General features: G+C 72.5%; 15 protein-coding genes. 9 read left to right on the forward strand and 6 right to left on the reverse strand.

Annotated features, from left to right (window positions below):
• Positions 1-52: 52 nt before the first annotated feature.
• Together ACFVVU_RS03605 and ACFVVU_RS03610 are read right to left on the reverse strand one after the other, a co-directional pair.
• The gene (locus ACFVVU_RS03605; protein WP_387788239.1) at positions 53-2155 is read right to left on the reverse strand and encodes a YbdK family carboxylate-amine ligase; all 2103 of its coding nucleotides are present in this window, start codon (positions 2153-2155) and stop codon (positions 53-55) included.
• A 452-nt stretch (positions 2156-2607) separates the two neighbouring features.
• Positions 2608-3630, reverse strand: coding sequence for an SDR family oxidoreductase (locus tag ACFVVU_RS03610; RefSeq protein WP_387788240.1), 1023 nt, complete (start codon positions 3628-3630; stop codon positions 2608-2610).
• Between the two features lie 459 nt (positions 3631-4089).
• Between ACFVVU_RS03610 and ACFVVU_RS03615 the strand changes: the two genes are divergently transcribed.
• From ACFVVU_RS03615 to ACFVVU_RS03640, 6 genes are all read left to right on the forward strand, one after another.
• On the forward strand, positions 4090-4899 hold the full coding sequence (locus ACFVVU_RS03615; RefSeq protein ID WP_387788241.1) for a SigB/SigF/SigG family RNA polymerase sigma factor: 810 nt from the start codon (positions 4090-4092) through the stop codon (positions 4897-4899).
• Positions 4900-4988: 89 nt separating this feature from the next.
• Positions 4989-6794 (forward strand): thiamine pyrophosphate-requiring protein, encoded by a 1806-nt coding sequence (locus ACFVVU_RS03620; protein WP_387788242.1) that lies wholly within the window; start codon positions 4989-4991, stop codon positions 6792-6794.
• Positions 6781-7218, forward strand: coding sequence for a hypothetical protein (locus ACFVVU_RS03625; RefSeq protein WP_387788243.1), 438 nt, complete (start codon positions 6781-6783; stop codon positions 7216-7218). The genes ACFVVU_RS03620 and ACFVVU_RS03625 overlap by 14 nt, the downstream gene beginning before the upstream one ends.
• Complete coding sequence (locus tag ACFVVU_RS03630) at positions 7211-9547, forward strand: GMC family oxidoreductase (RefSeq protein ID WP_387788244.1); 2337 nt, start codon at positions 7211-7213, stop codon at positions 9545-9547. The genes ACFVVU_RS03625 and ACFVVU_RS03630 overlap by 8 nt, the downstream gene beginning before the upstream one ends.
• Positions 9544-10638, forward strand: a complete 1095-nt coding sequence (locus tag ACFVVU_RS03635; RefSeq protein WP_387788245.1) for an enolase C-terminal domain-like protein — start codon at positions 9544-9546, stop codon at positions 10636-10638. The genes ACFVVU_RS03630 and ACFVVU_RS03635 overlap by 4 nt, the downstream gene beginning before the upstream one ends.
• Positions 10639-10654: 16 nt before the next feature.
• Positions 10655-11329: an HAD family hydrolase gene (locus ACFVVU_RS03640; RefSeq protein ID WP_387788246.1), complete on the forward strand. Its 675-nt coding sequence runs from the start codon at positions 10655-10657 to the stop codon at positions 11327-11329.
• 10 nt (positions 11330-11339) lie between these two features.
• Here the strand turns inward: ACFVVU_RS03640 and ACFVVU_RS03645 are convergent, their stop codons facing one another.
• The 4 genes from ACFVVU_RS03645 to ACFVVU_RS03660 all read right to left on the reverse strand — a co-directional run bounded on the left by ACFVVU_RS03645 (position 11340) and on the right by ACFVVU_RS03660 (position 15182).
• Positions 11340-13100, reverse strand: a complete 1761-nt coding sequence (locus tag ACFVVU_RS03645) for a glycoside hydrolase family 15 protein (protein ID WP_387788247.1) — start codon at positions 13098-13100, stop codon at positions 11340-11342.
• On the reverse strand, positions 13097-14071 hold the full coding sequence (locus ACFVVU_RS03650; RefSeq protein WP_387788248.1) for a TIGR03557 family F420-dependent LLM class oxidoreductase: 975 nt from the start codon (positions 14069-14071) through the stop codon (positions 13097-13099). The genes ACFVVU_RS03645 and ACFVVU_RS03650 overlap by 4 nt, the downstream gene beginning before the upstream one ends.
• Positions 14072-14365: 294 nt before the next feature.
• On the reverse strand, positions 14366-14803 hold the full coding sequence (locus tag ACFVVU_RS03655) for a hypothetical protein (protein WP_387788249.1): 438 nt from the start codon (positions 14801-14803) through the stop codon (positions 14366-14368).
• Positions 14804-14888: 85 nt separating this feature from the next.
• Entirely contained in the window at positions 14889-15182 is a 294-nt protein-coding gene (locus ACFVVU_RS03660; RefSeq protein WP_387788250.1) for a helix-turn-helix transcriptional regulator, read from the reverse strand.
• A gap of 160 nt (positions 15183-15342) precedes the next feature.
• Between ACFVVU_RS03660 and ACFVVU_RS03665 the strand changes: the two genes are divergently transcribed.
• From ACFVVU_RS03665 to ACFVVU_RS03675, 3 genes are all read left to right on the forward strand, one after another.
• Positions 15343-16041 carry an STAS domain-containing protein gene (locus ACFVVU_RS03665; protein WP_387788251.1) on the forward strand — a complete coding sequence of 233 codons (699 nt, stop codon included), beginning with the start codon at positions 15343-15345 and terminating at the stop codon, positions 16039-16041.
• A 167-nt stretch (positions 16042-16208) separates the two neighbouring features.
• A complete protein-coding gene (locus ACFVVU_RS03670) occupies positions 16209-16667 on the forward strand; it encodes an SRPBCC family protein (RefSeq protein ID WP_387788252.1) in 459 nt (152 codons plus the stop codon).
• 564 nt (positions 16668-17231) lie between these two features.
• Complete coding sequence (locus tag ACFVVU_RS03675) at positions 17232-18698, forward strand: aminotransferase class I/II-fold pyridoxal phosphate-dependent enzyme (protein WP_387788253.1); 1467 nt, start codon at positions 17232-17234, stop codon at positions 18696-18698.
• The last annotated feature ends 44 nt before the right edge of the window (positions 18699-18742 follow it).

An 18742-nucleotide genomic window follows, 5' to 3' on the forward strand; every position in this document is an offset into this window, starting at 1 on the left:
CCGCCGCTGCCCCGGGCCGCGAGGTCGTCGAGCGCGGACGGTCTGCCGCAGGCTACAGTCCGGGGGCGTAGGGGGCGATGCCGACGATGAGGATGTCGCGGCGCCCGTGGCTCCCGTCGTCGCCGAGGCTGACCGGGCCGACGTAGTGGCTGACGCGCCGGTCATGAACTCCGTAGCCGTCCAGCGGCTCGGTCAGCACGAAGCGCTCATGGATCGCCTCCGAGGGAAGCGTTTCGGGCTTTCGGCCGGCGCTCTCCGGGGTGGCGATGACGTTCTCGCCGCCCTTGACGTTCCATCGGCCGACCAGGTGGGCGAAGGTGAAGGTGGCCGGCGAACCGCCGTCCTGGTGGAGGCAGTTCGGCGAGGAGACCGCGACTTGCTGCCGGTCGTGGACGGCGAGGGCGATCAGATGGATCCCGACGTAGACCGGTACGCGGTGCAGATCCTCCAGCCACAGGGCACGGTCCAGGTCGGCACGGACGAGGGCGTCGAGCAGCCGGTTGCCGTGCAGGGATTCCGGGATGTCGGGCAGTCGGCGCCGCATCCGCGGGTACTCGGGGTTGTGCTCGTCCTGCCAGTACTCCGTGACGGTGCCGAACTCCTCGTCGGGCGCGCCGGGGATGTAGGAGAGCTCGCCGGTCCAGGGCAGGTACACGGCGTGCGAGTAGCGGCGGAAGCGGTGGGTCTCACGGGCGTACGGATCCGGCGGCAGGTCCTGGTAGGTGCCGGCGAGCCGGGCGAAGTCCTCGGCCAGTGCCGCGGTGTCGACGCCGAGATCGGCGGCGTTCAGGCGGGCGTATCCGTCACGGCGCACCCGACCGCCGTGCTCGGTCGGCTGTCCGTGTTGCTCCGGGTTGTCGGCCATCGGGATCTCCAGGCGTTCGCGGGCGTCCATGGGCAGGGGACCGCAGGCCCTTCCGGCTTCTTCCTCCACGCTGGCACGTGTGCCGGGGTCGCGCCCCCGGAGGGTCCGCCGTGCGGATGACCCCCGCGGGGTCGTCATGCAGTGGGCGAGGTCGTCCACGACTGCGGGCAGGCCGTAGGCCCGATGTACAGCACGCTGACGGTGGGCGCCGCTGCCCCGGACGGCGAGCCGGTCGACGAAGGCCGCGACCCGGGCCAGGTCCCCCAGGTCCTCCAACACGGCGCCAACGTGTTCGAGCAGTCTCCGTGCGCGCTCCGGGGCGGGCAGGAGCCGTCCGTTCAGCGCGTCCGCGCCCCGCCCCGGCCAGCCGTCGCGGGTCGCGTACCAGTACGTGCCGCGCAGGAGCTCGCCGGCGAGGCGTGGGCCGTTGTCGCCGTGCTCCGCCAGCCGGGCGGAGGTCACCACCAAGGCGCGCACGATGGCCGCCAGGGCCACCGAGTCCAAGGCCTCGGCCGGAACGTCCATGCACCGCACTTCCAGGGTCGGCAGGCGAGGGTGCGGGCGGGTGTCCCAGAACGGCAGCTCGGCGAAGGAACTCCCGCCGACCTCCGCCATCGCGGCCGCGGTGTGCCGGTAGTCGTCGAAGGAAGCGACCCGCGGAGGCGGCCCGAGCGAGGGGAAGCGCAGCCGCAGTACCGAGCGCCAGCTCGCGAATCCGGTGTCCCGCCCTGCGTGAAACGGCGAGTTGGCGCTCATCTCCACCAGCAGCGGCAGCCACGGGCGCAGGTGGTTGCCGACCAGGGCGGCCAACTCGCGGTCGGGCAGGTACACGTGGACGTGCAGGGAGCCAACGGCGAGATCGTTCACCATCGTCCGGAACAACTCCGCTCCGGCGCGGTACCGGGGGTGGTCGCCCACCGGCACCGCGTCGCCTCCGATCACGGGCGTCGCGCTGGGGCACACCGCCAGGCCCTCGGCTTCCGCGCACGCGGCGAGCTCGCGCCGCAACCAGGCCAGCTGGACGGACAACTCGTCCATGGTGGCGCACGGCGGCGTCCGTGCCTCGACCTGGAGGTCGGTGAATTCGCCGGACACCAGATCCCCCAGCACGCCCGCGGCGTGGGCGACCAGCCGCGGGCCGGCGGCCACCACTGCCCAGCTGGCGCGGTCCACGACGAAGTACTCCTCCTCCACGCCCACCGTCGGCGGCAGGTCACGGCCATGGCCCGTGCCGCCCTGGGCGGCGGGTCGTCGTGTTCCGTACGCGCCCGGGGCGCCGCTGCGATCCACCTCACCAGGCTCCCTCTCCCCGACCGAGTCGGCAGCGCGTGGGTCCGGCGGCGCAGGGTCGGGTGCCCGGTCCCGGGCGCACCCCGGGCCGGACGCGCACAGGTGCCGTGCCGGCGCCGCGGTGCACGGTGGGGCTGGTGCCAACCGGGCCGGGCATCCGCAAGGCATGCAGCAGGTTCACCCGACGGGGTGACTTCGGCCTGGCTGCGTGGCGCACGCTTCGCCCCCGGGCGGCAGATCCGGGACTGGATGACGGGGGTGCTGCTGCTCGTGCAGCCGGCGCTCGCGGATCTGCCGGCCAGTCTGGTGGGCCGCCTGCGTACGGAGAGTCCGATGAACGGCTCTGTGCGCGTGCCGGCACAGTCTCCTGTACCCGTTCTCGGTGTCAGCCCCAGGCGGCCCGGGCGGCCAGGGGCTGACACGGCCCGCGCGCGCCGGGCGGACCGCAGTGCTCACCTCAGCCGCCGGCATGCCGCACCGGCTGCGGCGCTGATCAGCGCCGCACCGCCGACGGCGAGCAGACGGTGATGCTGAGAGGCCCACAGCTGGGCGCTGTGGTCGCGGGCCTCGGTGTCGAAGCGGCCGTGCGCGCCGTGGTCCGTCTCGGAATCGCCCGGGGACCAGAGGTTGTCCCGTTCGTCGCCACGGCGGGTTCCGTCCTCCTCCTGCTGGGCGTCGATGCCGGTGCGGGCGAGGTAGCGGTCGAGCAGGCCGGGCGCGAGCGCGTTGGCGACCAGGGTGCCGACGGTGCTGCCGCCCACCCAGTACTCCCGCCGCCCGGGGTGATCGGCGGCGAACAGTACGGCACGCGCGGCGAGTTCGGGCTGGTAGACGGGCGCGACGGGGCGGGCGCGGCCGTGCATCCGGTTGAGTACCCAGTCGAACTGCGGGGTGTTGACGGCGGGCATCTGGACCATCGTCACGCGGACCGCGGTTTCGCTGGCGAGCAGCTCGCAGCGCAGGGCCTCGTGCCAGCCCTGGAGGGCGTGCTTGGCGCCGCTGTAGGCGCTCTGCAGGGGGATGCCCCGGTAGGCGATCGCCGAGCCGACCTGCACGATCGTGCCGTGGTTGCGCGGCAGCATCCGGCGCAGCGCGGCCCGGGTGGCGTTCACGTACCCGAGGTAGGTGACGTCGGTGACCCGGCGGAACTCGGCCGGGCTGATCTCGGTGAACGGTGCGAAGACGGAGACGAAGGCGTCGTTGACCCATATGTCGATCGGCCCGAACTCGTCCTCGGCTCGGGCGGCGAGGGCCTCACAGGACTCCGGGTCGGCGACGTCGGCTGCCGCGGTGAGAACCGGGCAGCCCTCCGCCTCTGCCTCTGCGGACACGGCGCGCAGCCCGGCGGTGCCGCGGGCGGCCAGGACGAGGCGGTCGCTGCGGGCGGCGAAGGCCCGTGCACAGGCCCGACCGATGCCGGCTGTGGCTCCGGTGACGACCACGGTGCGCGGCTCCAGCGGTGAACGGATTCTCATGAGGGGCGTCTGGCCTTCGGATCTCCGCCGAAACCCGGCAGAAGCCGCACCACCAGCGGGGAGGAGCCCGAGGAGGCCCCGGGGGGCTCGATGTGGCGTGCTCGTCGCGTGGGGGTGGCTGACCGGATACATAGGGAGAAAATTGCAGAAAGACCGATGAATCACGAATTCGGTGTCGTGTTTGGGGTACAGGAGTCCATTCAGGGATTGCGACCGATCCGGCCGCATCGGCATCCGACGGGTGCCACCAGGGCCGTGCCCCTGAAGGCGCCGGGCACGCCCCGAAGAGCAGGCCCGCGACGTGTGAGCTTCGCGCGCGCATTGGGTTGAGGGGGTCCACTCGGCGCCAGGAGAAGTCCAGTGCCTATCCACTTGGAAGAAACCCGCCCTCCCGCCGAGTCGACGCCGGACCCGCTACTGGATCTGCCGCCGAGACCGACTCCGGCCGAGTTGCGGACAATGGGAAAGTACGAGGCGCGGGAGCTGAGCGACGCGTTGTTCGAGCGGTTGGACGGGCTGGCCCGGGAGACGTACGCGTACAGCTACGTTCGCGGCACGATCATCGAGTTGAACATGCCGCTGGTGCGGTTCATCGCAGCCCGCTTCCGCCACCGCCCGGAGGACATGGAGGACATCCTCCAGGTCGGCACGATCGGCCTCATCAAGGCGGTTGACGGCTACGACCCGAAGCGAGGGGTCGAATTCATCACCTATGCCATCCCCACGATCACCGGCGAGATCAAACGGTTCTTCCGTGACACCTCCTGGCCGGTGCGGGTCCCTCGCAGGACGCAGGAACTCTACCTGTCCGTCGCGCGCGGCTCCGACCGCCTGGAGCAGGAGCTCGGCCGCCTCCCGCAGCCCGAGGAGATCGCCGAGGACCTGCACCTCACCGTCGAACAGGCCACCGAGGGGATCGTCGCGGGCCAGGTCTACCGCCCCAACTCCCTGGACGCCCTGCGCGACCAGGACACCGACGAGACCGGAAGCGCCCTGCTGGACCGCCTCGGCGCCTCCGACCCCGGCATTGAACTGACCGACTTCCGCAGCGCGGTGCGCCCCCTGCTCGCCCGGCTGCCCGAACGCGAGCAGACCATCCTCAAACTCCGCTTCTGGGACGACTGGACGCAGTCCCGGATCGGTGAGCGGATCGGTGTCTCCCAGATGCACGTTTCCCGGCTGCTGGCCGCCACCCTGGCGTGGCTGCGGGAGGAGTTGGAGGACCGGGACGCCCCCGGGTGGACCGGCGAACCGGCTGAGCCGGCCTGACTTTCCCCCCGTGGGGCGTTTCCGGCCCCCCGCAGCGGTTAGCCGCGCTGCGGGGGGCCGTCGCCGTGAAGGACGCAAGGAGGAACACCGTGTCCCCGAAGGTTTCCGACCAGATCCTCGAACGATTGCGCGACTGGGACGTCGAGTACGTCTTCGGCTACCCCGGTGACGGCATCAACGGGCTGTTGGCGGCCTGGGGCCGGGCCGACAACCGTCCGGTCTTCGTCCAGGCCCGGCACGAGGAGATGGCCGCGTTCGAGGCTGTCGGCTACGCCAAGTTCGCCGGGCGCACCGGTGTGTGCGCGGCGACGTCCGGCCCGGGCGCGATTCACCTTCTCAACGGGCTGTACGACGCCAAGCTGGACCACGTCCCGGTGGTCGCGATCGTCGGGCAGACCGACCGGAGCGCCATGGGCGGCTCCTACCAGCAGGAGGTGGACCTGCTCAGCCTGTACAAGGACGTCGCCGCCGAGTACTGCCAGATGGTGACCGTCCCCGAACAGCTGCCCAACGTGCTGGACCGGGCGATGCGCACCGCCGCCGCCCGGCGCACCGTGACCGCCGTGATCGTTCCCGCCGACGTCCAGGAGCTCGACTACAGCCCGCCGGAGCACGCCTTCAAGATGGTGCCGTCCAGTCTGGGCAGCCCGCAGTGGACGATCGTGCCGGAGCCGGGCGACCTGCGCCGCGCCGCCGAGGTGCTCAACTCCGGACGCAAGGTCGCGATGCTGGTCGGCCAGGGCGCCCGCAATGCCCGCCGGCAGGTCGAGGAGACCGCCGAACGGCTCGGCGCGGGCGTGGCCAAGGCGTTGCTCGGCAAGGACGCGCTGCCCGACACGCTGCCGTACGTCACCGGGTCGATCGGTCTCCTCGGCACCCGCCCGTCCTACGAGCTGATGCGGGACTGCGACACCCTGCTCACCGTCGGCTCCAGCTTCCCGTACACCCAGTTCCTGCCCGAGTTCGGGAAGGCCCGGGCGGTGCAGATCGACCTCGACCCGTTCATGGTCGGGCTGCGCTACCCGTACGAGGTCAACCTCGTCGGCGACGCCGGCCGCACCCTGGACGCGCTGCTGCCGATGCTGGTCCGCAAGGAGGACCGCCACTGGCAGCGCACCGTCTGCGACAACACCGAGCGCTGGTGGAAGGTGATGGAGCGGCGGGCCGGGGTCGAGGCCGATCCGATCAACCCCGAATACGCGATCCACACCCTGGACCACGTGCTGCCCGACGACGCCATGCTCAGCGCCGACTCCGGCTCCGCCGCCAACTGGTACGCCCGCCACCTTCGCTTCCGCGACGGCATTCGCGGCTCGCTGTCCGGCACCCTGGCCACCATGGGCCCCGGCGTCCCGTACGCGATCGGTGCCAAGTTCGCCCACCCGGACCGACCCTCGATCGCGCTCGTCGGCGACGGGGCGATGCAGATGAACGGCCTTGCCGAGCTGATCACCGTCGCCAAGTACTGGCAGCAATGGGAGGACCCGCGTCTGGTGGTGGCGGTGCTGAACAACCGGGATCTCAACCAGGTCACCTGGGAGATGCGCGCGATGCAGGGCGCGCCGAGCTTCCTGCCCTCGCAGCAGCTCCCGGACGTCGACTACGCCGCCTTCGCCCGGAGCCTCGGTCTCGGGGCCGAACGCCTCGATGAACCGGGGGTGGTGCCCGACGGCTGGAAGCGCGCTCTGGCCGCCGACCGGCCGTACGTGCTGGACCTGGTCACCGATCCGGCCGTCCCGCCGATCCCGCCGCACGCCAGCTGGAGCCAGATCCAGTCCGCGGCCGAGTCCGTGCTGCGCGGTGACGCCGACCGGGCGGCCATGGTCCGCCAGGGCTTCCGGGCCAAGCTCCAGGAGTTCCTGCCCTTCCTCGGAGGCCGGCATGGACGCCATTGACCTCGCGGTGCGCAACATCCGCACCGGGCGCTTCCAGCGTTCGCTCGCCCTCGCCACCGCCGCCGGCTCGGTCATCACCGCCGCCGAGATCTACCTGGAGCACGACCGGGCGGGCTTCGGCAACCGCGTCATGTGGTGGCCGGTGTGGCTCGGACCGGTCGGCGCGGTCGCCGGGATCGCCGGGGCGTGCAGTCCGCGAGCGGGCCACACGTTGCTGCCGCTCGCCTCCGCCGCGATCACCGCCAACGGACTGCAGGGCACCTACCTGCACGTCCGGGGCATCGCGCAGAAGCCCGGCGGCTGGGCGATGGCTCGCTACAACGTCGAGATGGGCCCGCCGCTGTTCGCGCCCCTGCTGATGAGCCTGGTCGGCGGGATGGGCCTGCTCGCCGCGGTCCTGCGCCGGGAGTCGCGCGATGCCTGAACCCGGGCGTGAGCCGCGCTTCCCCGGCTACGACGTGCTCGGTCAGCTGCGCCACTGGGATCCGGAGACCGTCGCCGTCGTGCTGTCCCGCACCGGCCCGCAGCCGCCGCTGCGCTTCTTCACCCCTGCCGAGGAGGCCACCGCCCGCGCACTGCTCGACCAGCTGCTCGACCATCCGGACGTCGACCTGCTCGGGATGATCGACGCCCGGCTCGCCGAGCGGCAGGCCGACGGCTGGCACTACGGCGACCTGCCGGAGGACGACGAGGCCTGGCGACAGACCCTGCACGCCCTGGACGAGGAGGCGGACGGCTCCTTCGCCGATATCGCCGAGGTCCAGCAGCGGGCGCTGCTCGGACGGGTCCAGGAGCTGGGCGGCGGGCGCTGGCACGGCCTGCCCGCGAAGTACGTATGGAGCCTGTGGACCCGTTACGCCTGCACCGCCTACTACGCCACCCCCACCGCCTGGAACGAGATCGGCTTCGGTGGCCCCGCCCACCCGCGCGGCTACCTGCGCCTGGGGGAGGGGCAACGCGAGCCCTGGGAGGTTCCCGACGCCCACTCCCGCCCGCCCCGGCCGCCGGACCACGCGCCGCCCGCGCCCGTCCCGTCCGCCACCGACCCGGGCCGGCACTCCCGGCTGCGCGCCGCTGCCGAGACCGTACGGGCCAACGCCGCGGCCCAACGCGAAGTGCGCCGCAGCAATGCCTCCGCCTGGCTGCTGCCACCCGACGGCCACGGCTTCGACCACGCCCTGATCCGCTCCATGCGCCGCTTCCACGACTCCGACGAGGTCGACCTGGTGATCGTCGGCTGCGGCGCCGGGGGCGCCACCCTCGCCCAACGGATGGCCCGGCACGGCTGGTCGGTGGTGGTCCTGGAGGCCGGGCCGTTCTGGGACCCGATCGCCGACTGGGTCAGCGACGAGGCAGGCTCCCACCACCTGTACTGGACCGAACCCCGCGTCATCACCGGCACCGACCCGGTGCCGCTGGGATCCAACAACTCCGGCCGCGGCGTGGGCGGTTCGATGGTCCACTTCGCCGGCTACGCACCGCGCTTCCACCCCTCAGACTTCCACACCCACACGGCGGACGGTGTCGGTGCCGACTGGCCGATCGACTACGCCGACCTGCGGGAGTCCTACCGTCGGCTGGAGTACGAGCTGCCGGTCGCCGGACAGTACTGGCCCTGGGGCGAACCCCATCCCTACCCTCACCCGCCGCACCCCGTCGGCGGCAACGGCAAGGTCTTCCTGCGCGGCGCCGCCGCCCTCGGCATCCAGGCCCGGGTCGGCCCGGTGGCCATCACCAACGGCCGCTTCGGCCGCCGCCCGCACTGCATCTACCGGGGCTTCTGTCTCCAGGGCTGCAAGGTCAATGCCAAAGCCTCCCCGCTGATCACCCACGTCCCCGACGCGCTCGCCCACGGCGCCGAGATCCGCGCCGACTGCATGGCTTCCGCCGTCGAACTGGACCATGACGGGCTCGCCCGCGGCGTGCGCTACTTCCACCACGGCCGCGAGCACCTTCAGCGCGCTCGCACCGTCGCCGTCGCCGGCTACGCCATCGAGACCCCGCGCCTGCTGCTCAACTCCGCCTGCCCGCAGTTCCCCGACGGGCTGTGCAATGATCACGACCTGGTCGGACGCTACGTCATGGTGCAGGGCGCCCCGCAGACCTCCGGTCGCTTCGAGCAGGAGATCCGCGCCTACAAGGCGCCCCCGCCGGAGGTCTCCACCGAGCAGTACTACGAGACCGACCCCGCCAAGCCCTACCGGCGCGGCTTCACCATCCAGAACATCTCCCCGTTGCCCATCACCTGGGCCGAACACGTCGTCGCCCAAGGGCACTGGGGCGCGGACCTGCGCCACTACCTCTCCGACTACGTCCACTGGGCCACCCTCGGTGCCATGGCCGAACTCCTGCCCCAGCCGGACAACCGGGTCACCCTCGCCGAGGAGACCGACCGCCGAGGCCTCCCGGTGGCGAACTTCTCCTTCTCCCAGTGCGACAACGACCGGATGCTGATCCGGGCCGCCCGCGAGGTGATGGAGTCCGTCCTGCGAGCCGCTGGGGCGAGCGAAGTCATCACCATCGACCGCTACGCCCACCTCGTCGGCGGCTGCCGGATGGCCGCCGACCACCTGGGCGGCGTCGTCGACCACCGGCTGCGGACCTTCGCGGTGCCCAACCTGCTGATCACCGACGGCAGCGTGCTGCCCACCCAAGGCAGCGCGAACCCGGCCCTGACCATCATGGCCCTGGTCGACCGCGCCGCCCGGCTGCTCGCGGAAGGGCAGCGCTCCGGACTGCGAGCACCGTCATGACCGGGATCGAACGGATCGACGTCCGCGTCTACACCGTCCCCACCGAATCGCCCGAGGCTGACGGCACCCTCGCCTGGGACAGCACCACCCTGGTCCTCGCCGAAGCCGTCGTCGGCCCGCACACCGGCCTCGGCTGGACGTACGGCGCCCCCGCGACCGCCGCCGTGATCGGCGGCGAACTCGCCCCGCTGGTCACCGGCCGCGACCCGCACGACACCAGCGGCGCGCACGAGGCGATGAACCGCGCGGTGCGCAACAGCGGCCGCCCGGGGCTGGTAGCCGGTGCCATATCGGCCGTCGACCTCGCACTGTGGGACCTGCGCGGCCACCTGTTCGGCCTGCCGCTCACCCGGTTGCTCGGCGCCGCCGCCCGCCCGGTTGCCGTATACGGCAGCGGTGGCTTCACCACCTACACGGGCGAGCAGCAGGAACACCAACTGCGGCAGTGGACCGAGGAGCAGGGCATCCCCCGGGTCAAGATCAAGATCGGTGAGTCCCGGGGCACCCGGGAGCGGCGCGACCTGAAGCGGGTCCGTGCCGCCCGTGCGACGATCGGCGACCGGGCCGAGCTGTACACCGACGCCAACGGCGGCTACCGGCGCAAGCAGGCCGTCCGGATCGGCCGCGCACTCGCGGACGAAGGCGTCAGCTGGTTCGAGGAGCCCGTCTCGTCCGACGACCTCACCGGCCTGCGGTACGTCCGTGACGCCGTCACCCCCGACGTCACCGCCGGGGAGTACGGCTACGACCTGCAGTACTTCGCCCGGATGATCCCGGCTGTGGACTGCCTCCAGGCCGACGCCACCCGCTGCGGCGGCCTCACCGGCTGGCTGCGCGCCGCAGCCCTCGCCGAGGCGCACGGCCTGGACGTCTCCGCCCACTGCGCGCCCCACCTTCACGCCCACGCCGCCGCAGCCGTCCCCAACTGCCGCCACCTGGAGTGGTTCCACGACCACGTCCGGATCGAGCGGCTGCTCTTCGACGGCACCCTCGACCCGGCCGGCGGCACCGTCACCCCCGGCGCCGACGGCGCCCCCGGCCACGGGCTGCGCCTGGCGCAGGCCCGGGCCGAGGTGTACCGCACCGCCTGACCGGAAGGAGAGGACCATGACGACGACCGCGGCAGTGCTCTTCGATGTCGATGGCACCCTGGTCGACACCGCCTACTTCCACACCCTCGCCTGGTGGGAGGCCCTTCGGCAGTACGACCGCACGATCCCGGCCGCGCGGGCGCACCGGGCCGTCGGCATGGGTGCCGACCAGCTCCTCGATCACCTGCTCGGCGCGGGGCGGGACAACGGTGAGGACGAGGCGATCACAGCCGCCCACGACGCCCTGTACGCCCGGTTCTGGCCGGCGGTCCAGCCGCTGCCGCACGCCGCGGAGCTGCTGCGCGCCTGCGCCGACCGGGACTGGCGGGTGGTCCTCGCCAGCTCCGCCTCCGAACGGGAGCTGACCGTGCTCCGCCGTGCGCTCGACGCGGACGACGTGATCACCGCGGCCACCTCCTCGGCGGACGTGGAGGCGACCAAACCGGCCCCCGACCTGGTGCGGGCGGCTCTGGAACGGGCGGGCACCGGGCCCGAACACGCTGTGTTCGTCGGAGACACCGTCTGGGACGTCACCGCCGCGAACCGGGCGCGGGTGGCGTGCATCGCGGTGGAGAGCGGCGGCTTCGCCGCGCAGGAGCTGCTCGGCGCGGGCGCCGCGGAGGTCCATCGGGACACCGGTGAACTGCTGGCGGACCTCGACCGCAGCCTTCTGGCGCGGCCTCCGGGCTGACTCTGCTCCGTCAACCGCGGGGCGGCCGGGCCAGGCGTGCCGCGCACTCCAGCAGCATGGCGTGGACGAACGCCTGCGGCAGGTTGCCGCGTTGCTGGCGTTGGGCGATGTCGTACTCCTCCGAGAAGAGGCCCGCCGACCCGCACAGCCCGCGGGTGCTGTCGAACCAGCGGGCCGCCTCGACGGCGTTGCCCTGCCCGTGCTCGGCCAGGGCCAAGAGGAAGCCGCACAGCACGAACGCGCCCTCCGCTTCGGCGAGCGGGCGTTCGTCGTGCCGGAACCGGTAGGCGTGGTGCCCGTCGGTGAGTTCCTGGCGGCAGGCGCGCAGCGTCGCGACGGTGCGCGGGTCGTCGTCGCGCGGGGTGCCGCGGATCGCCGGGAGCAGTAGCGCGAGGTCGGGTGCGGGGTCGCCGGGGGAGCGCTGCCAACGGCCCGAGGGGTGCCGGGCGTGGCGGGAGACGTGGGCCAGGATCCGGTCGGCCAGGCCGCTCCAGTCCGCGGCGAGCCCGTCCGGGACGCCGGCCGGTCCGGCGGCCCGCCGGCGGGCGATCGCGCGCAGTCCGGCGGCGCAGATCAGTCGACTGTGGGTCCAGGTGCGCGGCTCCAACTCCCAGATTCCGGAGTCGGGTTCGCGCCACTGTCGGCCGATCGTGGTGGCGGCGGTGCGCACCGCCGCCCGGGTGGACGGGTCCAACCGGTCGTGCTCGGCGGCGGCCGCGTACAGCAACAGGGCCTCGCCGAAGATGTCCAACTGGAACTGCCGGGTGAGGCGGTTGCCGATCCGGTCGTGGCCGCCGGGGTAGCCGGGCAGGTCGATCGTCCGCAGCTCGGGCACCGGCCCGCCGGCCGCGGTGTACGCCGGGGCCAGCCGCGGGCCGTGCTCGTCGAACCGTGCGGTGGTGAAACGGACCGCCTCGTCCAGGAGTTCGTACGGTCCGCAGGCGGCCACCGCCTGGCCGGCGAGGCACTGGTCGCGGATCCAGACATAGCGGTAGTCGTAGTTCCGGCCGACCTCGGCGCGCTCGGGCAGGCTGGTGGTCGCGGCGGCGACCATGCCGCCGGTGTGCGAGGTGAGCCCGCGTAGCACGGCGTAGGAGAAGCGGGCGTCGCGGTCGTCGAGGGTGTGAACGAGGCTGGGCACAGCGGCCCGCCAGGCGCCTTCGGTGGCCCGCCAGCAGTACTCCGGGTCCGGCGGCGGGCCGTCGAGCCGTCGGTCCGTGGCCTCCAGGACGAGGTCCAGCCGTTCGCCGGGTTGGAGGACGGCCTCGCCGGTGAGGCGGCCGCCGGGGGCGGGGCGGACGGTGGTGGCGCCCGTCCAGCGCAGCCTCAGCGGTCCGGCGCGGAGCCGCCAGCCGTCGTCGGTCCGGCGGGGTTCGCGGGTGCGGCGGGCTCCGAAGCCTGTCCCAGGTTCCAGGACCACCCGGAAGCGAACCGGCGCGTGCTCGGCGCGCAGCCGCCGCAGCAGCACGAGCCGGTGCGGGTCCGTGGGCAGGGCCAGGGCCTCGCGGCACTCCAGGACGCCGTCCTCGGTGATCCACCGGCTGCGGCGCACCAGCCCGCCGTCCTCGTAGTGGCCGCCGGGGACGAAGCGGCCCACCGGCGTCACCGCGTACACGCCGGTGCCGCCGACCAGGCCGCCGAACAACGGCTCGGAGTCCCAGCTCGGCGCGCACAGCCAGGCGACCTCGCCCAACGGCCCCACCAGCGCACCGCGTTCGCCGTCGGCGAGAAAGGCGTATTCGCGCAGGCTCCACGGCGGGAAGCGCGTCACGGCGAGGCCTCCGGCGATCCGGCGACCCGCGGCAGGACCTGCTCACGGTAGAAGTCGAAGAACCCCTCCTGCTCCTGGCCGATCTGGCCCACGTACACCTCGTCGAAGCCAGCGCCGATGTAGTCGCGCAGCCGGTTCGCGTGCTCCTGCGGATCGTCGCCGCAGACCATGGCCTGGGCCGCCATCTCCTCGGTCACCAGTTCGGTGGCCTGCTCGAAGTGTTGGGGAGTGGGTAGCACCTGGTCCAGCTCGCCGGGTAGCAGTTCGGTGGGCCACAGCCGGTGGGCGGTCTTGACGGCCCGCTCCCGGTCCTGCGACCAGCACACCTTGACCCCGCCGATCACCGGCCCCGTGCCGCCGGCCGTCCGGTAGCCGGCGACCAGGTCGGTGTCCGGGCTCATCGTCACCAGGCCGTCGGCGTACTCCGCGGCCCGTTCGGCCGCCGTGGGGCCGAAGGCGGAAACGTACACCGGCAGCCGCGCCTCCTTCGGCGGGGTGTAGAGCCGGGCGTTCTCCACGGTGTAGTGCGCCCCGCGGTGCGACACGACGTCGCCGGTGAACAGCTCGCGCATCACCTCGACGGCCTCCTCCAGCATGTCCGCCCGTACCGCGTACGGCGGCCAACGGTCGCCCAGGACGTGCTCGTTGAGCGCCTCGCCGGTCCCGACCCCGAGCCGAAGGCCACCGGCGAGCTGGACGTCCGCGGTGGCCGCCGCCTGGGCGGTGACGGCGGGGTGCAGCCGGACGGTCGGGCAAGTGACCAAGGTGGTCACCGGCAGCCGGATGACCTGGGACAGGGCGCCGATCACGCCCCAGACGAACGGGCAGTTGCCCTGGGCGTCGTTCCACGGGTGGTAGTGGTCGGAGACCGCCAGCCGAGTGAAGCCGGCCTGTTCCGCCAGCCGGGCCTGCTCGACCAGTTGGGCGGGGGTGAACTCCTCGCAGGACAGGAAGTAGCCGAACACGGTCATGGCAGCCTCGGTTCGTCGGGTGGCCTTCGTGGGAGCGGCTTTCCGGACCGGCGGCGGCGAAACCTCGGTGACGGGGGCGCTCGATGACAGGAGGAGTCCGCGGGCCGGACAGCGGTGCTGCTCGACCGCCCGCGACCGGCTTGCCGTGCCGCGGCGCCTCGGCGTCCGGAGGCAGCGCTTCCCCGGTCGTGAGCGCGGGGTGCTCGGCGTTCCGGGCGTACAGGGCTCGGGCGTTCTCGGGCATCGCGCGTTCTACGTCCCCGAGTCGGAGCGAGGGATGGCCACGGCGGGTGTTCAGACCCGCAGGAGGATCTCGACGGCCTGAACAGGATCCCCGGCGGTCCGGTGGGCTGTGAGGGTGCAGGGCGGGCAGCCGGCCCCGGCCGTCCGTTCGAGGACGCGGATCGGGTGAGCGCCGGAGGTGAGAGCGGCGTCGGCCACGGCATCGGTGGAGCAGACCACGGTGACCCGCGCCGCGGGGACGCCCAGTGCCCGGCAGGCCGCCGTCACCAGCACGGGAGACGGCATCCGGCAGCCGCACCCGTCGTGCGGGCCGTGTGGACGGACCGCCCAGACGTCGAGCGGCCCCAGCAGTGCTTCGGCCCGGGCCTGGACGGCCTCCAGCTGGGTGCGTTCGACCAGGCCGCGGGCGACGCCCGGCCGGTTGCTCACCACGCCGAGCGCGAAGCCGGCCGCGCGCAGCGCCGCGAGGGCGGCGCGGATCGGCTGCATGGATTTCAGGGCGCCCGCACCCCGATCGGGGCTCCGGCTTCCGTAACCTCGGCGTTCGCCTCCGGCTCGCTCGGTCAGGACGGCTTCAGCGCAGGAGGGTGGCGAGGAGCTCGGCGATGGTGGGGCCGGCGTCGGCGGGGTGACGCAACTGCTTGCTGGTGATGACCCTGTAGTGGTTGGTGCGGCCGCGGCGCTCATGGGTGAGGTAACCGGCCTGTTCGAGGTCGACGATGATGCGCTGGACGGCGCGTTCGGTGAGCAGGCACCGGGCGGCGATGTCGCGCACGCGGATGCCGGGGTCACGGGCGATCTGGACCAGCACGCGGGCGTGGTTGGTCAGGAAGGTCCATTGCCGCTCGGTCGTCGTTCCGCTGTCCACTCCTCCACGATAGGGCGGCTGATTCACGGCCGCTGAACCGCGACAGAAGATTCGTGTAATGGTTGACATGTCCGGCGGGTGGGCGAAGAGTGGAAGGGAGACAGCCCGCAACGCGTCCGCCGCGGATCCGCGGCGGGGCGCCGTGTCCGGAGATGGTTTCATGGACCCGATGAGCAGGCAGGGCCTGGAACGGCTCACGTCTGTGCTGGCCGAACGCCTCGGCCCGCACTGTGAGGGCGGTGACGAGGGCGTCTGCACCTGCGTGGATCCGCTGCGTCGGCAGGTGCGCCGTTCGATCACCGGTATCGACGCCTATCTGGTATCCCTTGAAGCCGGCGGCCGCACCGTCGCGGGGCTGCGTGAAAGGGCTCTCGATCTGTGGCGGTACCTGGAACGCATCGCCTCCGCCCGACCGGAGCGGGACGCTGCCGGCGGTGGGGCCGGTTCGCTCGTACCACCGAGCTTCCAGTCCGACGAGTCGACTGTGCTGTGCTGCCTTACGTCGGAGACCGTCCGAGTCGGTGACGCGCTCGTGTGCTGCTTCACCGGCGACATGACCCTGGACAGTGAGCCCTTCGCGGCCCGGGTCCTCGGCGCCGCACTCGGGCGGCGGCCTGTCGTGCTCGCGGTCGACCTGGCGGGCGTGGAGCTTTTCACGTCGACCGGTCTCAACCTGCTTCTCGACGCCCGTCGGCGCGCGTTGGTGGAGGGTGTCCGGCTCGTGCTGATCGCCCCGTCGACGCGGACGCGGCGGGTCCTGGAGCTCACCGAAACGGCCGAGTTGTTCCCCGTCCACGCCACCGTCGAGGACGCTCTTCGGTACTGCCCGCCGCCTGCGGCGCACCCCGTTCCGCGCTGACCGCTCCCCGGCCCTCCGAAACCGGAGGGGTGACGCCGACGGCGGGCCGTCGCCCCGGTTCCGATGAGGGCGACGCGCGGCCCGGGACGCGTGGTTGGGCCGGTGGCGGAGGGGCAGACGCGAGGTACGGCCGGGATCGCCTGGCCGGATCACGAGAGGAGACCCGGATGAGCATGGTGAAGGAGTTCGTGGACGTGGACGTTCCCGTGCACACCGCCTACAACCAATGGACGCTTTTCGAGGAGTTCCCGCGCTTCATGGAGGGCGTCGACTCAGTGACCCAGCTGGACGACCGCCACAACCACTGGCGGACCAGCATCGGCGGTGTCAGCCGCGAGTTCGACACCGAGATCGTCGACCAGAAGCCCGATGAGCGGATCGCCTGGCGGACCGTGGACGGCGAGGTGGACCAGAAGGGAGTGGTGAGCTTCCAGCAGCTCGACCAAGGGCACACCCGGGTCGCGATGGCGATCGACTTCCGCCCCGAGGGAGTGCTGGAGAGGACCGCGGATGTCACGGGTACGGTCGACCGTCGGGTGAAGGGGGACCTCAAGCGATTCAAGGAGTTCATCGAGGAACGAGGTCGGGAGGAGGGCGGCTGGCGAGGACGGATAAGTCCTGGCTGAAGCCGCTGCCGATCACCCGTGCCGCCGGCCGCCGGGCCCCGCCCGGCGGCCGGGTGCAGCCCGGTGCCGGACTTCACCGGGCGGGCGGCCCGCCTTCACCACCGCCTGCGGTGCCGTTCTGCGTGTTGTCTCGGAGGCGGCAGCCTGCCCGGTGTGCCCGCGACACCGGGAATGCCATCGATCGTGCCGGCCCCCGACCTCTGCCGCGTCGAGCGGACGACTGGTCAGACAGCGGTGCTCCCAGCCCAGGCCAGGAGCCGGCCGGGTCCATGGCCGTGCCCATCTCACCGTGCCGCAGGGACGGTTGCGCAGTGGGTGGGGCCGGGGCGCCGGTTCGGTGTCTCGATCCGCATGAAGGACGTCTTGCCGGGCTCACGCCGTTCCAATCGGGTTCCGTGACCTCAGTGAAGGCCTACGGCTCCGACTCTGCCGGATTCCCGTCGTTCCGGGGCGCGTTCAAGAGGCCCGCAGGACTCGCTCGCACTCCCGGCACCGAAGTCGGCCAGCGCAGCCGGGTACCACGGTAGCCCGTTTCCTGGCGAAAACTGCGGGAACACGCGCGGCATGGACCAGTCCCAGGCACCGGTGTTGGAGGCCCTCGCGGCCTTCCACGCCAATCCGCTGACCACGTTCACCCCGCCCGGCCACAAGCAGGGCCGTGGCGCCGATCCCCGCGTTCTTGAGGCCCTGGGCCCGGACGTCTTCCGTGCGGACGTCCTCGCCACCGGCGGCCTCGACGACCGGCTGGACACGCGCGGCATCCTCCAGCACGCCCAGGAGCTGATGGCCGAGGCCGTCGGCGCCGACCACACCTTCTTCTCAACCTGCGGCAGCTCCCTGTCGGTGAAGGCCGCGATGCTCGCCGTCGCCGGCCCCCACGAGGAGCTGCTGGTGGGGCGCGACGTACACAAGTCCGTGGTCGCCGGGCTCATCCTCGCTGGCATCCGGCCCGTCTGGGTCGAGCCCCAGTGGGATCCGGACCTGCACCTCGCCCACCCGCCGTCCGCCGACGCCTTCCGCGCCGCGCTCGCCCGCCACCCCGACGCCCGGGGTGTACTGGTGACCTCCCCGACCCCGTACGGGACGTGCGCCGACCTGGAAGTGATCGCCGACGCGTGTCACGAGCGCGGCAGGCCGCTGATCGTGGACGAGGCGTGGGGCGCGCACCTGCCCTTCCATCCGAGGCTGCCGCGCTGGGCGATGGACGCGGGCGCCGACGTGTGCGTCACCTCCGTCCACAAGATGGGCTCCGCCCTGGAGCAGAGTTCCGTCTTCCACCTCCAGGGCGACCGCATCGAGGCCGCCGTCCTCAAGCAGCGCGAGGACCTGCTCGGCACCACCAGCCCCTCCACCCTGGTCTACGCGGCCCTGGACGGCTGGCGCCGCCAGATGGTCCAGCACGGCCGCACCCTCTACGACCGCACGCTCAACCTCGCCGACAAGGTCCGCGCCCGCATCGACGCGCTGGACGGCCTGCACGTCCACGGCCGCGAGGACTTCTGCGGCCCAGGACGGGCGACCGACCTCGACCCCCTGCAGGTCATCATCGACATCGCCGCTCTGGGCACCAGCGGCTACCGGGCCGGCGACTGGCTGCGATCCCACCACCAGCTCACCCTCCACGTCTGCGACCACCGCCGCATCAGCGCCCAGCTCACCCACGCCGACGACACCACCACCACCGACGCCCTCCTCCACGGGCTCACCGAACTCGTCGCGATCGCCGACGACCTGGCGCCCGCCCCCCGTGTCCACGTCCCCGACCCGGGGCAGCTCCGCCTGGAGCAGGTGCTGCTGCCGCGCGACGCGTTCTTCGGGCCCACGGAGCAGGTGCCCGTCGAGAAGGCCGCCGGCCGAATCGCCGCGGAGATGCTCACCCCCTACCCGCCGGGCATCCCGGCCGCGCTGCCCGGCGAGCGGCTCGACGCGGACGTCATCGACTACCTGCGCACCGGCGTCGAAGCGGGCATGCTGATCCCTGACAGCGCCGATGCCGCGCTGACCTCGGTACGAGTCACCGTCGAGAGTTGAGACCGGGGGCCCGCGATGCCACACAACACCGGCCGCAGGGAGTC

Source organism: Kitasatospora sp. NPDC057965, assembly GCF_042887135.1.
Lineage (GTDB): Bacteria > Actinomycetota > Actinomycetes > Streptomycetales > Streptomycetaceae > Kitasatospora.